The organism is Falsihalocynthiibacter arcticus (assembly GCF_000812665.2).
GTDB classification, from domain to species: domain Bacteria; phylum Pseudomonadota; class Alphaproteobacteria; order Rhodobacterales; family Rhodobacteraceae; genus Falsihalocynthiibacter; species Falsihalocynthiibacter arcticus.
Genome location: NZ_CP014327.1, coordinates 2,943,094 through 2,961,037 on the forward strand (window position 1 = coordinate 2,943,094; position 17,944 = coordinate 2,961,037).

Here is a 17,944-nt window from a genome sequence, read left to right on the forward strand (position 1 = left end):
ATGCGTTTGAAACTTGTTCCTTCGGAAAGCAATTGGGATTTCTTTTCGACCAGTAAAATCACTTTGGGCGCGTCTGCGCTTGCGGTGATCGCGTCGGTTATCTTGTTCTTCACCATGGGTTTGAATTTCGGGATCGACTTTAAGGGTGGCACAACCATCCGCACGGATTCCGACATTTCGGTGGACGTGGGCGCCTATCGGGACGCCTTGACGCCGCTCAATTTAGGCGACGTTTCGATCACAGAAATCTTTGATCCGACCGATGGCAATTTGAATGCGGCACAAGTCCGTATCCAAGCCCAAGAGGGCGCGGAAAGCGTGTCCATCGACATGATCACATCGGTGAAAGAGGCGCTTCTGGCGACCGACAGCACTCTGACGTTTCCAGAGGTTAATTCGGTAGGCCCGAAGGTCTCGGGCGAGTTGGTACAAACGGCGGTTCTTGCGATTGTTGCGGCGATGGCAGCGGTGTTGTTTTACATTTGGCTGCGGTTTGAATGGCAGTTTTCGGTTGGCGCGGTTGTGGCACTTGTCCATGACGTGGTGCTGACAATCGGGGTGTTTAGCCTTGTGCAAATCCGGTTTGATCTGGCGATTATTGCGGCGCTTTTGACCATCGTGGGGTATTCTCTCAACGACACAGTGGTTGTGTTTGACCGTGTGCGCGAGAACTTGCGTCGCTATAAAACACGCCCCTTGCGGGACGTTTTGAACCAGTCAATCAACGAAACCCTGAGCCGCACTGTGATGACATCGGTGACCACGTTGATCGCGCTTATTGCGCTGTTCATTTTGGGCGGTGACGTGATCCGCGGGTTTGTTTTTGCGATGATTTGGGGCGTTGTGGTTGGGACATATAGCTCGATTTTCGTGGCCTCCGCGATCCTGTTGCGACTCGGTGTGACGCGCGATTGGTCAAAAGAACAAGGTGATCCCGCCGCAGAACAAGCGGAAGCTTAAAACACAGTGCTGGCCCATAACGGGCTGGCATTTTTTTTGCCTTGACGGTCTCCAGACTTGTCGGACTTACGAATTAGGGGTAAAAACACATTATGAAATTTACCGAAGTAACATATGGCGATGTGGTTCCTGTGGACGGTTACGGCCCCGGGTTTTTCCGCATTTTGGGCGAGGTTCATACAGGGCCTATGGCCTTGATGCCCAGCGGTGTTGTTGAATGGCAAGGGTTTGACGACCTTGCGCCGCTGCTCAAGGCTGCCGATGATTTGGACGTTTTGTTTGTGGGTGTCGGGGCCGAGATTGCCGCGCTTCCTGCGGGTGTGCGCGCCGCCCTAGAGGGGGCTGGCATTGGCGTGGAACTAATGGCGACGCCCACGGCTTGTCGGACGTATAATGTGCTTTTGAGCGAGGGGCGGCGCATTGGGCTTGCGGCCTTGCCTGTCTGAATTCCTTGCCTTTGTCGGGCGCAATAGTCTAGGCCTTTCCCTATGATATTGCAGGTTGAAAATCTTACAGTGCAGCGCGGCGGCGTCGCGGTCTTGGCGGGGGTTTCCTTTGCGCTGGACGCGGGGCAGGCCGTTTTCTTGCGCGGTCCTAACGGGATCGGCAAGACGACGCTTTTGCGCACGTTGGCGGGGTTGCAACCCGCCGTGACGGGAGCGATTTCGGGCGCGCATTGGCCAGAGGGTATCGCCTATGCCTCGCATGCTGATGGGGTGAAGCCCACGTTGACTGTGGCGGAAAATCTGCGGTTTTGGGCGCGTGTCTTTGGCACGGTGGAGATTGACGCGGCGCTTGATCAAATGAATTTGAGGGATCTCAAGCAGCGACCCGCGCATACGCTTTCGGCGGGGCAAAAACGGCGGTTGGGGTTGGCGCGGATGCTGGTGACGGGGCGGCCGATCTGGGTGATGGATGAGCCGACAATCTCGCTGGATCGTGACAGCACGGCGCTTTTTGCACAGGCGGTGCAAAACCATCTTAGAGGCGGTGGCGCGGCAGTGATTGCCACCCATATCGACCTTGGTTTTGACGCGCAAACCCTTGAACTTGCGCCGTTTAAAGCGGCCCCCATGAGTGACGCAGATTTTGATGAGGCTTTCCTGTGAGGGCGCTTTTCTGGCGGGATATTCGCCTTGCTGTGCGGTCGGGCGGTGGCTTTGGGCTTGGGCTTGCGTTTTTCCTGATCGTTGTTGTGCTGATTCCGTTCGGAGTGGGGCCGCAGACCAGTGTGCTGCGGGTGATCGCGCCGGGGGTTTTGTGGGTTGGGGCGCTTTTGGCGTGCCTTTTGTCGCTTGATCGCCTTTTTGCGCTGGATTACGAAGACGGCTCGCTTGATCTTATGGCGACATCGCCCTTGCCGCTTGAAGGCGTTGTAGCGGTAAAAGCGATGGCACATTGGGTGACGACGGGGGTGCCGCTGACGCTGGTTGCGCCTGTTTTGGCGGTGCTTTTGAATATGACGCCGGAGGCATTTGTGTGGTTGGTGGCGACGCTGGCGATTGGCACACCTGCGCTTTCGGTGATCGGCACGTTCGGCGCGGCGCTGACGGTGGGGTTGAAACGCGGCGGGTTGCTGCTGTCGATTCTGGTGCTGCCGATGTATGTGCCGACGTTGATTTTTGGGGCAGAAACTCTGCGCCGTGGAGCGAGTGGCATGGAGGTGCAAACGCCTCTGCTTTTGCTCGCGGCCATCACGCTTGCGTCCTTGGCAATTCTGCCTTTTGCCTCGGCTGCGGCAATCCGTATCAACCTGCGTTAACACAAACCCGTGTATGGTGATTGCGCAAATGTTTAACTCAATTTAGGGTCCGGCCATGTCACTTTGGGAATATGCAAATCCGCGAAAATTCATGGCAACCTCCGGCACCATCTTGCCGTGGGTGATTGCGCTTGCGGTCGTGACGTTGGTCGGCGGTCTTGTTTGGGGGTTCTTCTTTACGCCTGAAGATTATCGCCAAGGGGCGACAGTAAAAATCATGTTTTTGCACGTGCCAGCGGCGCTTATGGCGATTAATGCGTGGTTGATGATGTTGGTTACGAGTTTGATCTGGCTGGTGCGGCGGCACCATGTGAGTGCGCTGGCGGCCAAAGCGGCGGCACCGATCGGCATTGTCATGACGCTTATTGCACTGATTACGGGTGCGATTTGGGGGCAACCGATGTGGGGGACCGCGTGGGAATGGGATCCGCGTTTGACGTCTTTCCTTATCTTGTTGCTATTTTACCTTGGCTATGTGGCCCTTTGGGAAGCGATCGACAATCCTGATACCGCCGCCGATTTAACGGCCGTTTTGTGCCTTGTCGGATCTGTTTTTGCGCTGTTGTCGCGCTATGCGGTGCTGTTTTGGAACCAAGGCTTGCATCAAGGGGCGAGCCTGTCGTTGGATAAGGAGGAGAATGTCTCTGATGTTTTTGCCTATCCGCTGTACCTTTGTATGACCGGTTTTATCCTCTTGTTTGTGGCGCTGGTTTTGATGCGTACACGGACCGAAATTCGTGTGCGGCGGTTGAATGCGTTGCTGGCAAGGGAGCGTTCGGTATGATGCCAGAACTTGGAAAATATGCGAGTGAAGTCATGGCAGCCTATGCCGCCACGGCGGTTTTATTGGCGGTGTTGATCGCCATGACCGTGGTGAAAAGCCGCCGCGTTGCGGATGCGCTGCGTGAAGTTGAAAATCGGCGTGAAGCGCTTAAAAACGGGAATGAAAATGGCTAGAATATCACCTTGGGCCGTTGTCCCCCCCCTCCTTTTTGCGGGGCTTGCAGCCGTTTTCTATGTTGGCATGTACCGCGAGGACCCGAGTGCTTTGCCAAGCGTTCTTATTGGCAAAGAGGTGCCCGTATTGACGCTTTCCTCGTTTGAGGGCAGCGACGTGCTCTCCGCCGAAACCCTCGCGCTGCCAGGTGTGAAGCTGGTGAATTTCTGGGCCAGTTGGTGCGTGCCGTGCCGTGCCGAACATCCGCAGCTTGAGGAAATGGCGCAAACGGGCGTTACGATCCACGGCTTGAACTACAAAGACAAACCGGAAGCGGCGGCAAAATTCCTCGCGGAGCTTGGCGATCCCTTCGCGACAATTAGCGCGGATGATACGGGGCGCACAGGGCGTGATTGGGGGGTATACGGGGTTCCGGAAACCTTCGTGATCGATGGCGACGGCAAGGTGATTTTACGGTTTGCTGGCCCGATTACCCAGCGCGTGATGAAGGAAACGATCCTTCCCGCCATAGAAGAGGCCACCCCTTAAGGGGGGAGGCCCGAGAACGCTCGGCAACCCTAGTGAGGGGCGTGCGTCAGAAAAATTAATAATAGAAATCCGGCAGTTTCGAGCAATGGCCACGAAAATGGCAGTCCTACGGGAATCAATTTTATCTTGGAAATTTTCATACCTAGAGTGTCGCATCTATTTATTAACAAGGATAGAACGCCAATGGCCCTTTAGGCGGTATCTTGGGAATTTCACTGTTTCCCAATAAAGGGCACTTTCGCCTTTAAGATGTAAAAAAGCGCCCCGCAAAATCTGCGAGGCGCCTAAATTTTTCTAGATTCTGTCGTTAAGTATTTGAAACTTAAGACTTAGCAAGATTGCGCAGCACATAGTGCAACACGCCGCCGTGTTCGACGTACTCAACTTCAATCGCAGTGTCAATCCGGCACTTGAGCATGATCTCTTTGACGGTACCGTCCGCCATCGTGATCGTGCAGGGCACCTCTTGGAGGGGCTTAATGCTGTCCAAACCGCTGATTGAGACCGTTTCTTCGCCAGTGAGGCCAAGTGTTTTGCGCGTGTCGCCGTTTGTAAATTCGAACGGGATAACGCCGAAGCCAACGAGGTTGGAACGGTGAATACGTTCAAAACTTTCCGCAATCACAGCTTTGACGCCGAGGAGGGCCGTTCCTTTGGCCGCCCAGTCACGCGAAGAGCCCGCACCGTATTGTTCGCCGCCAAAGACAACGAGCGGTGTTCCGGCATCTTGGTAAGCCATGGACGCGTCGTAGATCGAGGTTTCTTTGCCGTCGGGACCGTTTGTATAGCCGCCTTCAACGTTGTGCAGCATCTCGTTTTTGATGCGGATATTGGCGAAAGTGCCGCGCATCATGATCTCGTGGTTGCCGCGACGCGAACCATAGGAGTTGAACTCCCGTGGGGCGACTTGGCGCTCGATCAGATACTTACCCGCAGGGCTTGTGGTCGCGAAACCACCCGCTGGAGAGATGTGGTCGGTGGTGATCATATCGCCCAAAACGGCCAGAACTTTGGCATCGTGGATGTTGGTGATCACACCTGGTTCGGGGCTCATGCCTTGGAAGTACGGCGGGTTTTGCACGTAGGTCGAGGTTGGGGGCCAGTCGTAAGTAACGCTATCTGTGGTCTTAACGCCCTGCCATTTTTCGTCGCCTTTGAAGACGTCGGCATATTTGCTTTGGAAGGCTTCGCGGGTCACGGTTTTTTCAACCAAATCCGCGATTTCCTGTGTCGATGGCCAGATGTCTTTTAGGTAAACATCATTGCCGTTTTGGTCTTGGCCAAGCACGTCTGCTGCAAGGTTAATGTCCAAGGTTCCGGCGATGGCATAGGCCACAACGAGGGGTGGTGAGGCAAGGTAGTTGGCGCGCACGTCGGGGGAAATACGGCCCTCAAAGTTGCGGTTACCAGACAGAACGGAGGTTGCCACGAGGTCGCCTTCGGCGATGGCGGCGGAGATTTCCGCTTGGATAGGTCCCGAGTTGCCGATGCAGGTTGTGCAGCCGTAACCGACGAGGTTGAAGCCGAGTGCGTCGAAGTCTTCTTGCAGGTCAGCCGCCTCTAAGTAGGCAGAAACAACTTGCGAACCGGGCGCGAGGGAGGTTTTGACCCAAGGCTGGCGGTTAAGACCCAAAGCGCGTGCTTTGCGAGCTACGAGGCCTGCGCCGATCATCACGTAGGGGTTGGAGGTGTTGGTACAGGAGGTGATCGAGGCGATCACAACTTTGCCCGATTCCATTGTGTAATCTTCGCCTGTGACAACCACTTCTTTGCCCATTGGACGTTTGAAGGTTTCTTCCATTTCGCGACGGAATTCGGTTTTGCCGTCTGTCAGCGCCACGAAGTCTTGTGGGCGTTTTGGACCGGAAATCGCAGGAACGATTGTGCCCATATCGAGGGACAATGTGTCGGTGTAGATCGGGGAATAATCCGCGTCGCGCCAGAAGCCGTTCTCTTTGGCATAGGCTTCGACGAGGGCAATCCGGTCTTCGTCGCGGCCAGAAACACGCAGGTAGCGGAGCGTTTCGTCATCGATTGGGAAGAAGCCACATGTTGCGCCGTATTCTGGCGCCATGTTGGCGATTGTCGCGCGGTCGGCGAGGGGCAGGTGATCAAGACCCGCGCCATAGAATTCGACGAATTTGCTGACAACGCCTTTGGCACGCAGCAGTTCGACAACTTTGAGCACAAGGTCGGTGCCGGTTGTGCCTTCGACCATCGCGCCTGTCAGCTCAAAGCCAACAACTTCGGGGATGAGCATGGAGATCGGCTGGCCGAGCATCGCAGCTTCGGCCTCGATGCCACCAACGCCCCAACCAAGAACAGCCAAACCGTTGACCATAGTTGTGTGGGAATCGGTGCCGACGAGCGTGTCGGGGTAAGCAACTTCGTCGCCGTTTTGGTCGGTGTCCGTCCAAACAGTTTGCGAGAGATACTCAAGGTTCACTTGGTGACAGATGCCCGTGCCCGGAGGAACAACGCGGAAATTGTTAAAGGCGGATTGGCCCCATTTCAGGAAGGTATAACGCTCCATGTTGCGTTCATATTCGCGGTCGACGTTCATTTGGAACGCACGTGGGTTGCCAAATTCGTCGATCATCACGGAGTGGTCAATCACCAGATCAACAGGGTTGAGCGGGTTGATTTTCTCAGGGTCACCACCGAGGGCGACAATCCCGTCGCGCATGGCGGCAAGGTCAACCACGGCAGGAACGCCGGTGAAATCTTGCATCAAAACGCGGGCAGGGCGGTAGGCGATTTCGCGCGGGTTCTTGCCACCGTTGGCACCCCATTCGGCGAAAGCTTTGATGTCGTCAACCGAGACGGTTTTGCCATCTTCAAAGCGCAGCATGTTCTCAAGAACAACTTTCAGCGCGGCTGGCAATTTGGAGAAATCGCCAAGGCCTGCGGCTTGGGCGGCGGGGATGGAATAGTAGGAAATGCTCTTGTCGCCCACAGTGAGTGTTTTGCGGGTCTTTGAGGAATCGTGTCCGACGGTGATGGGCATGTTGGCCTCCCTTTATAGTGAAAATAGGGTATCGCTGGAGGGGTTTTGGACCAGTTTGACTCGATAATCAAGAGGGGAGCGCGTCTATTGTATACCATTGTACACGATTTTTGCGCCGAGAGAGGGTTTTTTCCCGATTTTGACGCGCACGGTTCACACGCGGCGCTCGCAAATGGTTGATTGGCGCTTTTACTGGTGTTTCAATACAAGGTTAAGAAACAGATGTATCGGAAAGATTTTATGACGGCAATTTGGACACGCGCAGCACGCGCCCTTGCACTCTCCCTTGGCTTTAGTGCGATTTGCGGAGCCGCCAATGCGCAGTCTGGGCCTGTTGTTGTGGAACTTTATACCTCTCAGGGGTGCTCGTCTTGTCCACCTGCGGATGCGCTTTTGGATCAATTGGCGCAGCGTCGCGACATTATCGCCTTGGGGCTGCATGTCGATTATTGGGATTATATCGGATGGAAAGATGTCTTTGGCGACCCCGCCTTTACGGAGCGCCAGCGTAATTATAGCCGCGCGGCGGGAACGACGGTTGTGTATACCCCGCAAATGGTGATTGGCGGCGTTGAACATGTTGTTGGCAACAAACCTGCCGATGTTGAGCGAGCGATTAAGAAAGCCATGGGCGTGGTTTCCCCTGTCACGCTCTCGGTGGTGAAAAACGGCCCGCTGTTCGTGATCGAGGCGCAGTCCAAGCAACGTGCGGATATGGTGGTGCAATTGGTGCGGTTCGTGCCAAATCAATCGGTAAAAATTCGCGGGGGCGAGAACAATGGTCGGGAAGTGTCGTATTCCAATATCGTGACCGATTGGCGAGTGCTTAAGAAATGGAACGGCGCGACGCCTTTTTCGGCAAAAGTTGACCCCAAGGGCGCGCATCACGTGATCATTATTCAGCGCGCGGGGCATGGCCCGATTTTGGCCGCGGCGCGTTTGGATTAACCTTCGGGCGGATCGTCATCCATTCTTAGGAAGATTTCGCCCGCCGCCTCAAGTTGGCGGACCGAAGCCACAAGTTTGGTTTGGGCCTCATCCGAATCCTTGGCTTTGATAACTCCCGCTTCTTCCATTTCTTCGAGGAGGCTTGCCGACAGTCGTTTGGACATGCTTGCGAGAATAAAGTCGACGGTCGCGTTATCCCCCCTTGTTTGGCCGCCGCGAGCGCGGTCACAAGATCGGCCTGATCGACGCCGCGCAAAACTTTGGCCATGTCGCGGGGGTGAATGCGCTGGGGAATATTGGCGAAGGTGAAAATAGCCTTGCGCACAAGGGCGCCGAACTCCTTGTCATCCTCATCCAGCCCATCCAAAACCTCGTCACGGCGGGTGGCGGCCGAGAAATTCAGGATTGCGCCGACACGGTCAACGGGGTCGTCGTCAAAGGCGACGGGGGCTGGTTGTTGAGTTGGGTGGCGAGGGAAACGCCGATGCGGCGCACGGCCTCTGGGGTGACGGATTTGGTTTGGGAAATCGCATAGGCAATGCGGCGCGCGCGTTCGCCCGCAATCATGCCAAGCAGTTCGGCGGCGCGGGGCACGGCGAGTTTGGAGATCATCACGGCGCAGATTTCAATTGCTTCGGATTCCAGCGCCACGAGGAGAATATCAAGCGGGAGGTCCACTACTTTTTCCCAAGGGTCACCGTAGAAAACGCCGCCCGCTTCACGGCGCAAGCGCGTGACCATCGAGGGGGAGAGCGCGCCCTCTAGAACCTTGAGCGCGCCATCAAGGCCACCGGGGAAGAACATGCCGACGCTCTCGATTTCCGAGAGGAATTCCTCGATAACGGAGATCATCGTCTCGCGACTGATACTTTTCATGCTGCCCATAGAACGGGTCAGAGTGTGTTGTAATTCCTCGGGAAAATCAGAAATCGGCAGTTTGGCGCCATCCGAGAGGAGCAGGCGCACGATGATCGCCGCTTTTTGGGCGCGGGAGAGTTTGGGGGCGGGGCCGGAATTTGAGGGGAAAGACGGTGCGGCGGGAAAGCCACTTCCAAGGGCATTGCCCATGGGAGGCAAATCTAGGGGGAAATCGCCGATTGGGGCTAAAGCTGTGCTCACGAGTGTCTCTCCATTCTGGATGTCCTAGGAATGCACCAGAGATGTTAAGAGAGGCTTTAAGAAAGGGAGGTTAGAGAAAATTCTCAGTAGTTTTTCGGCGTAGGTCTGAAAAATCCCGCCAGAAGGTGTCTGACGGGATTATAAGTGTTTGAAATTTAGGCTGGGTTAGCTTTTGCCAAAGACCCGTGCAAAGATCGTATCGACGTGTTTTGTGTGATAGCCGAGGTCGAATTTTTCCTCGATTGCTTCAACGCCAAGCGCTTTTACGACGGCGTCATCGGCGAGCAATTCGGTTTTGAAATCACAGCCCGTTTCCCAGACTTTCATCGCGTTGCGTTGCACCATGCTGTAGGACTCTTCGCGCGACACGCCTGCTTGGGTGAGGGCGAGAAGCACGCGTTGGGACATCACGAGGCCGGGGAATTTGTTCATGTTGGCGAGCATATTCTCAGGGTAAACTAGGAGTTTGTCGATCACGCTTGTGAGACGCGCGAGAGCGAAATCAAGGGTGATTGTGGCGTCTGGGCCGATGTTGCGCTCGACCGAGGAGTGCGAAATATCGCGCTCGTGCCAGAGGGCGACGTTTTCCAAAGCGGGGATCACGGTCATGCGCACAAGACGCGCGAGGCCTGTGAGGTTTTCGGTGAGGATGGGGTTTTTCTTGTGCGGCATCGCCGAAGAACCCTTTTGGCCCATCGAGAAAAACTCAGCCGCTTCAAGCACTTCGGTGCGTTGCATGTGGCGGATTTCGGTCGAGATATTTTCAACCGTGGAGGAGACGACACCGAGGGCGGCGAAGAAAGCAGCGTGGCGGTCGCGCGGGATGACTTGGGTGGAAATGGGCTCGGGCTCAAGGCCGAGTTGTGCGCAGACATATTCTTCAACGGCGGGATCGATATTGGCGAAGGTGCCAACCGCGCCGGAAATCGCGCCTGTGGAGATTTCTTCGCGGGCGGTTTTGAGGCGGCGCAGGTTGCGGTCCATTTCGGCGTAGAAACGCGCGAAGGTGAGGCCCATGGTGGTTGGTTCCGCGTGGATGCCGTGGGAGCGGCCGATGCGAATGGTGTTTTTATGCTCAAGCGCGCGGCGTTTAAGAGCAGCCATCAGGCCCTTTGCGTCTTCAATCAGGATGTCGGCAGCGCGTACGAGTTGGACGTTGAAACAGGTGTCCAAAACATCGGAGCTGGTCATGCCTTGGTGGACGAAACGGGCTTCTTCGGAACCAACATGCTCGGCTAGGTGGGTGAGGAAGGCGATGACGTCATGTCTGGTTTCGGCTTCGATTTCATCAATCCGCGCCACGTCAAATTCAACGTCTTTGGCTTTCCAAACGGCATCGGCGTTCTCGCGCGGGATGACGCCAATATTGGCCATGGCTTCGCAGGCGTGGGCCTCGATTTCATACCAGATTTTGAATTTGGTTTCAGGGGACCAGATGGCAACCATTTCGGGGCGAGAATAACGAGGGATCATGGGGTAGCCTTTTTTAGGGAAACAGACATGGCAGAGGCGCGCGGCTTCTCATAGACTGACGGGGCACAGGCGGCAAGGCCACGCGGCGTAAAGGGACGTGACAAAGTGAGTTTTTCACCAGATTTAATGGATTTTAGCGGCGAATGGGCGTTGGAACGCGAAATTCAGAGCGAAATTGCGGGGCAAGCGGGACGGTTTTCGGGGCGCGCGTGGTTTTGCGCGGCCGAGGGGGGCTTGGCCTATCGCGAGGTTGGGAAGCTGCATCTTGGGGCGGCGGTGCTTCAGGCGGAGCGGCGGTATTTTTGGCGCAAGGCGGCGGGCGAGATTGAGGTTTTGTTTGCCGATGGGCGTCCGTTTCACAGCTTTACCCCCGCCCAAACGGCGGCCACGCACTATTGCGATCCTGACGTGTATCAAGTGGCCTATGATTTCGCCGATTGGCCACGCTGGTCTTCGCGCTGGCGCGTTTCAGGGCCGCGCAAAGACTATGTGATGGTGAGCCGTTTCAGTCCAGTTTCTCGCCCAGAGCCGTCGTGATGTGGGATTTTTTCTCAAGGGTTTGATGCACGGGGCAGCGGTCGGCAATTTCCAGAAGGCGCGCACGTTGGGTCGCATCGAGGGAGCCTGTGAGGTGGATTTCGCGATGGAAACTATCAATGTTTTGCGGCGTGGTTTGACAGGCGTCTTGGGCGTGGACCTTGTTATGGGTCACGTCGACCTGAACCGAGTCCAGCGGCCAGCCCTTGCGGCGGGCATACATGCGGATGGTCATTGAAGTGCAGGCGCCAAGGCCTGCGGCGAGGAAACCATAGGGCGACATGCCCTGATTTGTGCCGCCATAGGCGTGGGGTTCATCGGCCAATGCATGATGAAACGGGCCGGAGGTGACGTCTTGCAGGAAGCCCGTCGGATCGGCCTCCGAGACGCGCACAATCCCTTCGGGCGCGCCAATCGGCGGGGCGGGGGGCGCGAGTCTGAGGTAGCGCGAGGCCCATGTGGCAATCACTTCGGCCACGTATTCGGCATCTTCGGGGCGGGTCAAAAGATGGTCGGCGCTATCTAGGGTTACAAAGCTTTTCGGGTGTTTGGCGGCGGTGAAAATATCGGCGGCGTTTTCGATGCTGACAATTTCATCACGCGGCGCATGCAGGACCATGAGCGCGGCTTTGAGCTGGGCCAAATCGGGCAGGATGGAGGCGTTGGCGATGTCATCGATGAAGGTTTTGCCAATGGTAACCGGACGGCCACCAAGTTCGACTTGGGCGGAGCCTTGGGCGTTGATGGTCGCGAGATCATTGTCAAATAAATGCGCCACATGCGACGGATCGGCGGGGGCGCCGATGGTGGCCACGGCTTTGATGTTGGGTAAGGAGAGCGCCGCGCGCAGAACCGCCGCGCCACCCAAAGAGTGGCCGATGAGGAGGGATGCGGGGGAGCCGATACTCTCAAGATGGGCCGCAGCAGCCAAGAGATCTTGGGCGTTGCTGGTGAAGTTTGTATTGCCAAATTCACCGTCGGAATGTCCCAAGCCCGTGAAATCAAAACGCAAAACGGCAATGCCCATTGAGGCAAGGCGCGCAGAAATCCGACGGGCGGCAGGGATGTCTTTGCCACAGGTGAAACAATGCGCGAAAATCGCGGTCGCCAAATGCGGCCCGTCGGGTCGATCAAAACGGGCGGCGAGCTTGTGGCCATCATGGCCGACAAAGGTGAGTTTTTGGGGGGGCATTGGACTTCCTTGTTGCAGGATTTGAGAATGGGGTGCGGGGGCGATTTGGGCAAGGGGGACGGGGGCACCTCACGCATTGGTGAGGCGGCGGAGGAGAATGTGAGGTCGAAATTGGGCTGGTGTTCGGGGCGGGGTCGCCTAAACTTGCGTTATGATTGAGATCTTGAATACGTTCCTTCCGCCTGAGCAGGTCACGCGTGCCTGTGCGCCGCGTATGCCCGGAATTGCGCCGCTTGATTTTGCGGATTGGCTTCAGATTTCGGAGGTTTACGGGCCGCAGATGGCGTTGCGGAGGGAGTTGCTGGCGCAGAGGTCGACGGATGTTTTGGTGGAAGCGTCGCCCGTGTTGGGAAGCGAATTGCTGGATTTTGTTTTGGCACAACTTGCGGCGCGTCCGGATTTTGAGGTGACGGCGGAGGCGGTGATTTGTGCGGATGGGGTGCAGGTTGCGGTGGATCGCGCCGCGCCTTTGGCGACGCTGGCGCAGATCGTGCAGGAGGATTTTTGCATTCTTGTGCCGCAGGATGGAGAGTATGTGTTGCGGGCGGCGGTGCTGTGTTTTCCCGCGAGTTGGACCTTGAGAGAAAAAATGGGGCGGCCGCTTTTGGGCATTCATGCGCCTGTGGACACTTATATGCCCGACCTTGCTAAACGGGTGCAGCGCCTGCTTGAGGCCATCCGTCCCGAGGCGCCGTTGTGGCGGGCGAACGCGTTGTTTTATGACGCAGCGGAGTTGTTTCATCCACGCACAGAGGCCGCGCCGCGCGAAATCCATGGGGAGCACGAGCCCTATTTACGCAGCGAGCGCCAGAGCCTTCTGCGGCTGCCGAGCTCCGGCGCGGTGGTGTTTTCGATCCACACATATTTGCTACGCCGCGCCGCCCTCACACCCGCGCAATCAGAGGCGTTCGAACAACGAAAAAGGGCGCCCGAAGACGCCCTTTAAGATATTGAAACTGTTATAAATTAGCAGCTGTAGTACATTGCGAATTCAACAGGGTGTGGTGTGTGCTCGTAGGTGTAAACTTCTTCCCACTTGAGTTCCATGTAGCCTTCGATTTGGTCTTTTGTGAACACGTCGCCTTTGAGGAGGAAGTCGTGATCTGCTGCCAACTCGTCAAGGGCCTCACGCAAGGACGCACAAACCGTTGGGATGCCAGAAAGCTCTTCTGGTGGCAGGTCATAGAGGTTTTTGTCGGACGCCGCGCCGGGATCGATTTTGTTGAGGATGCCGTCAAGGCCAGCCATCAACAAAGCCGCAAAGCAAAGGTAGGGGTTTGCCGCGGGGTCAGGGAAGCGCGCTTCAACGCGTTTTGCTTTGGGGGATTCAGCGAACGGGATACGTACGCAACCAGAGCGGTTAGAGGCGGAGTAAGCGCGCAGAACGGGAGCTTCAAAACCAGGGATCAAACGCTTGTATGAGTTTGTCGATGGGTTTGTGAAGGCGTTCAAAGCCTTGGCGTGCTTGAGGATACCACCGATGAAGTACAGAGCTTCTTGGGAGAGATCCGCGTATTTGTCGCCAGCAAAGAGCGGCTTGCCGTCTTTCCAGATCGACATGTTTACGTGCATACCAGAGCCGTTGTCGCCATAGATTGGTTTTGGCATGAAGGTCGCGGATTTGCCGTAGGCATGGGCCACGTTGTGCACGATGTATTTGTATTTCTGCTGGTTGTCCGCTTGCTCTGTGAGCGTGCCGAAAATCATACCAAGCTCGTGCTGACAGGAGGCAACCTCGTGGTGGTGCTTGTCAACTTTCATGCCCATGCGCTTCATTGTGGAGAGCATTTCGGAACGAATGTCTTGAGCATCGTCGATTGGGTTTACAGGGAAGTAACCGCCTTTGAGACCAGGACGGTGGCCCATATTGCCCATTTCGACTTCGGCGTCTGTATTCCAAGAGGCGTCAAGCGCGTCAACTTCGTAAGACACTTTGTTAATCGCAGTCGAGAAACGCACGTTGTCAAAGAGGAAGAATTCAGCTTCTGGGCCGAAATAGGACGTGTCTCCAACACCGGAGGAGATGAGGTAAGCTTCGGCTTTTTCCGCTGTGCCGCGGGGGTCACGGGAATAAGCTTCGCCTGTATCTGGCTCAACAACGGAGCAGTGAATGCAGAGAGTTTTTTCCGCATAGAAAGGGTCCATATAGACAGAGTTTGTGTCTGGGATCAATTTCATGTCGGATTCGTTGATCGCTTTCCATCCAGCGATGGAGGAGCCGTCAAACATGAACCCGTCTTCGAGGAAATCCTCGTCAACTTGGTCAGCGATGACTGTTACGTGTTGCAATTTACCACGTGGGTCTGTGAAGCGAATGTCCACATATTCAACGTTTTCGTCTGCGATAAGTTTGAGAACGGCAGCTTTGCTCATCTGGATCTCTTCCCTCTATTTTGTGTTAGATTAGAACCGCTTGCGCGGCGTTGTTAATTTACAGTGCGTCTTCGTTGGTTTCGCCGGTCCGGATGCGGATGGCCTGTTCAACAGAGGACACAAAGATTTTGCCATCGCCGATTTTATCGGTTTTAGCAGCATTGATAATGGCTTCAATTGCGGCATCTACCTGATCGGTGGCCAGCACGATTTCGATTTTCACTTTGGGCAGGAAATCGACAACATATTCGGCGCCACGGTAAAGCTCTGTGTGGCCTTTCTGACGGCCGAAACCCTTGACTTCAATTACTGAAAGACCCTGAACGCCAACTTCTTGGAGCGCTTCTTTTACCTCGTCCAATTTGAATGGTTTGATAATGGCTTCAATCTTTTTCATTGTGCGTCTCCTTTGAATGGGTCGGGGAATCTCCGCTGTCGAAGTGTTCAGAACACTTTCCTAATCGGGGAACAATTGGCTATGCTGACGCATCCACGGTGGGGGTGGGGAATTTGAGGTAGAAGTTCGTTAATTGTGCGATTTGCCCGAAAATGCGGCAGTGTGAAAACTTTTAACGCAACGTGGACCCAGCGTTTTCGCAATGGAGGCTTTGGCGTCCTCAGGAACAGGTTTGAATGTGGAACTATGACGGACCTTATAACAGCGGCGCAAATGCGCGGTATTGAACTGGCTGCGATCACGTCGGGTGTGGTCACAGGGCTTGAGTTGATGGAGCGGGCAGGGCGCGGCGTGGTGGCGGCTATATTCGAGGAATGGCCAGAATTTGCGCAGTCCGGCGGGCGCGCAGTTGTGCTCTGTGGGCCGGGAAATAATGGCGGCGACGGCTTTGTGATTGCGCGTTTGCTGCGGGAGTGGGGCTGGGAGGTGGAAGTTTGTTTGTGGGGCGATCCTGCGCGGCTTCCGCCCGACGCCAAGGCGAACTATGAGCGTTGGTGTACATTTGGCGCGGTGCATCCATTGGGGGAGCCGGTATTTGAGGCGGCAGAGTTGGTGGTGGATGCCCTGTTTGGCACGGGACTTACGCGGAAGTTAGAAGGGCTTGAGAAAACGGCATTGGCCCTGAAGGGCAAAAGTGCCGCCGGATTTCCTAAGGTTGTTGCGGTGGATGTACCAAGCGGATTGAGCGCGGATAGTGGCCGGTATGTGGGGGAAACTGACGTTGACGCATGCATTTCTGCGGATCTGACGGTGAGTTTTCATCGGGCCAAAACGGGGCATTACTTGGCGGATGGCCCAGCGGCTTGCGGGCGGTTGGTGATAGAGGATATCGGGTTGGACGCTTTTTGCGTGCCGGAAGAGGCCGTGTGTTTGGCAGGCCCGAATGTGGAAAGGCTCCAAAAACGAGGCGACGCGCATAAGTTTTCGCATGGGCATGCGTTTGTGCTGTGTGGGGGTGTCGGCCACGGCGGCGCGGCGCGGCTGGCGGCGCGCGGGGCTTTGCGGATTGGCGCAGGGTTGGTGACGCTTGGGTGCCCTCCGGCGGCGATTCTGGAAAACGCCTGCCAGCTTAATGCGGTGATGCTGGCGCGGGTTGCGGATGGGGCGGGGTTGACGGAAATCCTTGAAGATAGCCGGATCAACGCGCTTTGTGTGGGGCCGGGGCTCGGGAGCCGCGCCGAAACGCGGGGTCTGGTTCGGGCGGTGCTTTTGGCGCGGCGCGCGAGCGTGGTGGATGCCGATGGCTTGTCGGCGTTTGCAACGGCCCCTGCGGATTTGTTTGAGGTGTTGCATGAGGCATGTGTTTTGACGCCCCATGCGGGCGAATTTGCACGGTTATTTCCGGATATCGCAGAGCATTTGTCGGCAGGATGTACCAAGGTTGATGCTGTGCGAGAGGCTGCTGCACGAGCGGGAAGTGTGGTTTTGTTGAAAGGGGCGGATACGGTAATTGCGACCCCAGAGGGGCGGGCTTGTATTAACGCCGCCGCCTATGAATGCGCGGCGCCGTGGTTGGCAACGGCGGGGGCGGGGGATGTTTTGGCGGGGTTTATCACGGGGCTTCTGGCGCGCGGATTTGCGCCCTATGAGGCGGCGCAGACGGCAGCTTGGCTGCATGTGGACTGCGCCCGCACTTTTGGAGCGGGGTTGATTTCCGAGGACTTGCCGGAGGTTTTACCGAGCGTTCTTAGGCGCTTACACGGATAGGCGGCGCGCTAGCGACTTCGAGACCGTCCACATAGAGAATATGCGGCGTTTCAAACTCAAGTGCATAGAATACAGTCTCTGTGGAGGTTTCGCGTGCAATGAAGTGACCGTCCGCAAGGCGGCTTACGGGGACCAAAGCTTCGGCCTCGCCAAACATCGCTTTTGCCCGCCAGTCGCGCAGTAGAATGCGTTGCCCTTCGGCGACCAGAAGTTCGCTTGCGGGACGATCATGCCCCAAGACGCTGGCGCGAATGCGGTAGGCCGAGTCGGAGCGGGTGGTGGTGACGGCTTTGAGCTGCGCCATGCCGATATCGCGCGTGATAATGCGGTCCCCCGCGCGCAGATGCTCGACCAGCATTTCGCCCTTCAGCGTCAGGACAATACTTCCCGTCGCAAAGCCGGACGGCAAAGTTGGCCCAGTGTCTTCAATTTTCCGCGCAAGATTCATCACAAGGCACGCCTGGGGAGCGTTCCTTGTTTGCGCGCGTCGGACCGTTTTCGGTTTCATAGACGTGCTCTCTTTTAACCTGCCTCAAGGTTTTCCCTCAACCTAGGGCACAAAGGGGAAGACTGAGGTTTTTTTGGCGGAAATTCGTTAATATTTGATTGATGTTGCCCTGAAGACTCGCATTGGGGGCAGCCTTTTTGGCGGGACGGCGAAAAAACTTTAATATTGGCGCATTTTCCACTCGCATAGGGGAAACCTCTAGGCTAGAAGGACGCGAATGGTGGCCTCGGTCCCATGAGTGCGGGTGTGGCGGAATGGTAGACGCACCAGATTTAGGTTCTGGCGCCGCGAGGCGTGGAGGTTCGAGTCCTCTCACCCGCACCACTATTTTCCCCTTATACAGTGATATCCCTTATTTATATAAGGTTATACAGGGGTTTATGATGAACGCTTCGTACTGATTTGCGCTAAAATC

19 protein-coding genes, 1 tRNA gene and 1 pseudogene are annotated in these 17,944 nt (G+C 56.1%); 12 read left to right on the top strand and 9 right to left on the bottom strand.

The features are described 5' to 3' along the window. The 7 genes from secF to RC74_RS14540 all read left to right on the top strand — a co-directional run bounded on the left by secF (nt 1) and on the right by RC74_RS14540 (nt 4,208). Nucleotides 1–960: a protein translocase subunit SecF gene (gene secF / locus RC74_RS14515; protein ID WP_039001269.1), complete on the top strand. Its 960-nt coding sequence runs from the start codon at nt 1–3 to the stop codon at nt 958–960. A 92-nt stretch (nt 961–1,052) separates the two neighbouring features. Beyond that, on the top strand, nt 1,053–1,406 hold the full coding sequence (locus RC74_RS14520; RefSeq protein WP_039001270.1) for an Mth938-like domain-containing protein: 354 nt from the start codon (nt 1,053–1,055) through the stop codon (nt 1,404–1,406). Nucleotides 1,407–1,448: 42 nt separating this feature from the next. Next, nucleotides 1,449–2,069 (top strand): heme ABC exporter ATP-binding protein CcmA, encoded by a 621-nt coding sequence (gene ccmA, locus RC74_RS14525; protein WP_039001271.1) that lies wholly within the window; start codon nt 1,449–1,451, stop codon nt 2,067–2,069. After that, a complete protein-coding gene (gene ccmB / locus RC74_RS14530) occupies nt 2,066–2,722 on the top strand; it encodes a heme exporter protein CcmB (RefSeq protein WP_039001272.1) in 657 nt (218 codons plus the stop codon). The genes ccmA and ccmB overlap by 4 nt, the downstream gene beginning before the upstream one ends. Before the next feature lie 55 nt (nt 2,723–2,777). Further along, entirely contained in the window at nt 2,778–3,506 is a 729-nt protein-coding gene (locus RC74_RS14535) for a heme ABC transporter permease (RefSeq protein ID WP_039001273.1), read from the top strand. Further along, a complete protein-coding gene (gene ccmD, locus RC74_RS21835; RefSeq protein WP_179946740.1) occupies nt 3,503–3,679 on the top strand; it encodes a heme exporter protein CcmD in 177 nt (58 codons plus the stop codon). The genes RC74_RS14535 and ccmD overlap by 4 nt, the downstream gene beginning before the upstream one ends. Further along, on the top strand, nt 3,672–4,208 hold the full coding sequence (locus RC74_RS14540) for a DsbE family thiol:disulfide interchange protein (protein ID WP_039001274.1): 537 nt from the start codon (nt 3,672–3,674) through the stop codon (nt 4,206–4,208). The genes ccmD and RC74_RS14540 overlap by 8 nt, the downstream gene beginning before the upstream one ends. 322 nt (nt 4,209–4,530) lie before the next feature. On the opposite strand, the gene acnA is transcribed toward RC74_RS14540, so the two are convergent. Then, nucleotides 4,531–7,215 (bottom strand): aconitate hydratase AcnA, encoded by a 2,685-nt coding sequence (gene acnA, locus RC74_RS14545; protein WP_062628292.1) that lies wholly within the window; start codon nt 7,213–7,215, stop codon nt 4,531–4,533. Between the two features lie 240 nt (nt 7,216–7,455). Here acnA and RC74_RS14550 point away from each other — a divergent pair, with 240 nt between their 5' ends. Beyond that, nucleotides 7,456–8,163, top strand: coding sequence for a DUF1223 domain-containing protein (locus RC74_RS14550; protein WP_082802432.1), 708 nt, complete (start codon nt 7,456–7,458; stop codon nt 8,161–8,163). Here the strand turns inward: RC74_RS14550 and RC74_RS23570 are convergent. From RC74_RS23570 to purB, 4 genes and pseudogenes are all read right to left on the bottom strand, one after another. Beyond that, complete coding sequence (locus tag RC74_RS23570) at nt 8,160–8,327, bottom strand: FliG C-terminal domain-containing protein (protein ID WP_335339544.1); 168 nt, start codon at nt 8,325–8,327, stop codon at nt 8,160–8,162. The genes RC74_RS14550 and RC74_RS23570 overlap by 4 nt on opposite strands. A gap of 98 nt (nt 8,328–8,425) precedes the next feature. Continuing rightward, nucleotides 8,426–8,488, bottom strand: a pseudogene (locus RC74_RS23575) (hypothetical protein); the annotation flags it as partial. 74 nt (nt 8,489–8,562) lie between these two features. Then, on the bottom strand, nt 8,563–9,282 hold the full coding sequence (locus tag RC74_RS23580; RefSeq protein ID WP_335339545.1) for a hypothetical protein: 720 nt from the start codon (nt 9,280–9,282) through the stop codon (nt 8,563–8,565). A 165-nt stretch (nt 9,283–9,447) separates the two neighbouring features. After that, nucleotides 9,448–10,755: an adenylosuccinate lyase gene (gene purB, locus RC74_RS14560; protein WP_039000116.1), complete on the bottom strand. Its 1,308-nt coding sequence runs from the start codon at nt 10,753–10,755 to the stop codon at nt 9,448–9,450. Nucleotides 10,756–10,860: 105 nt separating this feature from the next. Here purB and RC74_RS14565 point away from each other — a divergent pair, with 105 nt between their 5' ends. Beyond that, entirely contained in the window at nt 10,861–11,292 is a 432-nt protein-coding gene (locus RC74_RS14565) for a DUF6314 family protein (protein WP_236939943.1), read from the top strand. On the opposite strand, the gene RC74_RS14570 is transcribed toward RC74_RS14565, so the two are convergent. After that, nucleotides 11,261–12,484, bottom strand: a complete 1,224-nt coding sequence (locus RC74_RS14570; protein WP_039000114.1) for a bifunctional alpha/beta hydrolase/OsmC family protein — start codon at nt 12,482–12,484, stop codon at nt 11,261–11,263. The genes RC74_RS14565 and RC74_RS14570 overlap by 32 nt on opposite strands. Before the next feature lie 163 nt (nt 12,485–12,647). On the opposite strand from RC74_RS14570, the gene RC74_RS14575 reads away from it, so the two are divergent. After that, entirely contained in the window at nt 12,648–13,430 is a 783-nt protein-coding gene (locus RC74_RS14575; RefSeq protein ID WP_236939944.1) for a heme-dependent oxidative N-demethylase family protein, read from the top strand. 20 nt (nt 13,431–13,450) lie between these two features. Here RC74_RS14575 and glnA read toward each other — a convergent pair whose 3' ends face one another. Together glnA and RC74_RS14585 are read right to left on the bottom strand one after the other, a co-directional pair. Continuing rightward, nucleotides 13,451–14,857 (bottom strand): type I glutamate--ammonia ligase, encoded by a 1,407-nt coding sequence (gene glnA / locus RC74_RS14580; RefSeq protein WP_039000113.1) that lies wholly within the window; start codon nt 14,855–14,857, stop codon nt 13,451–13,453. 58 nt (nt 14,858–14,915) lie between these two features. Then, nucleotides 14,916–15,254: a P-II family nitrogen regulator gene (locus RC74_RS14585; RefSeq protein WP_039000112.1), complete on the bottom strand. Its 339-nt coding sequence runs from the start codon at nt 15,252–15,254 to the stop codon at nt 14,916–14,918. Nucleotides 15,255–15,500: 246 nt separating this feature from the next. Here RC74_RS14585 and RC74_RS14590 point away from each other — a divergent pair, with 246 nt between their 5' ends. Continuing rightward, nucleotides 15,501–17,021 (top strand): bifunctional ADP-dependent NAD(P)H-hydrate dehydratase/NAD(P)H-hydrate epimerase, encoded by a 1,521-nt coding sequence (locus RC74_RS14590; RefSeq protein ID WP_039000111.1) that lies wholly within the window; start codon nt 15,501–15,503, stop codon nt 17,019–17,021. Here the strand turns inward: RC74_RS14590 and RC74_RS14595 are convergent. Next, the gene (locus RC74_RS14595) at nt 17,002–17,469 is read right to left on the bottom strand and encodes a Hint domain-containing protein (RefSeq protein ID WP_169798744.1); all 468 of its coding nucleotides are present in this window, start codon (nt 17,467–17,469) and stop codon (nt 17,002–17,004) included. The genes RC74_RS14590 and RC74_RS14595 overlap by 20 nt on opposite strands. A gap of 300 nt (nt 17,470–17,769) precedes the next feature. On the opposite strand from RC74_RS14595, the gene RC74_RS14600 reads away from it, so the two are divergent. After that, nucleotides 17,770–17,853, top strand: a tRNA-Leu gene (locus RC74_RS14600). Nucleotides 17,854–17,944: the final 91 nt, after the last annotated feature.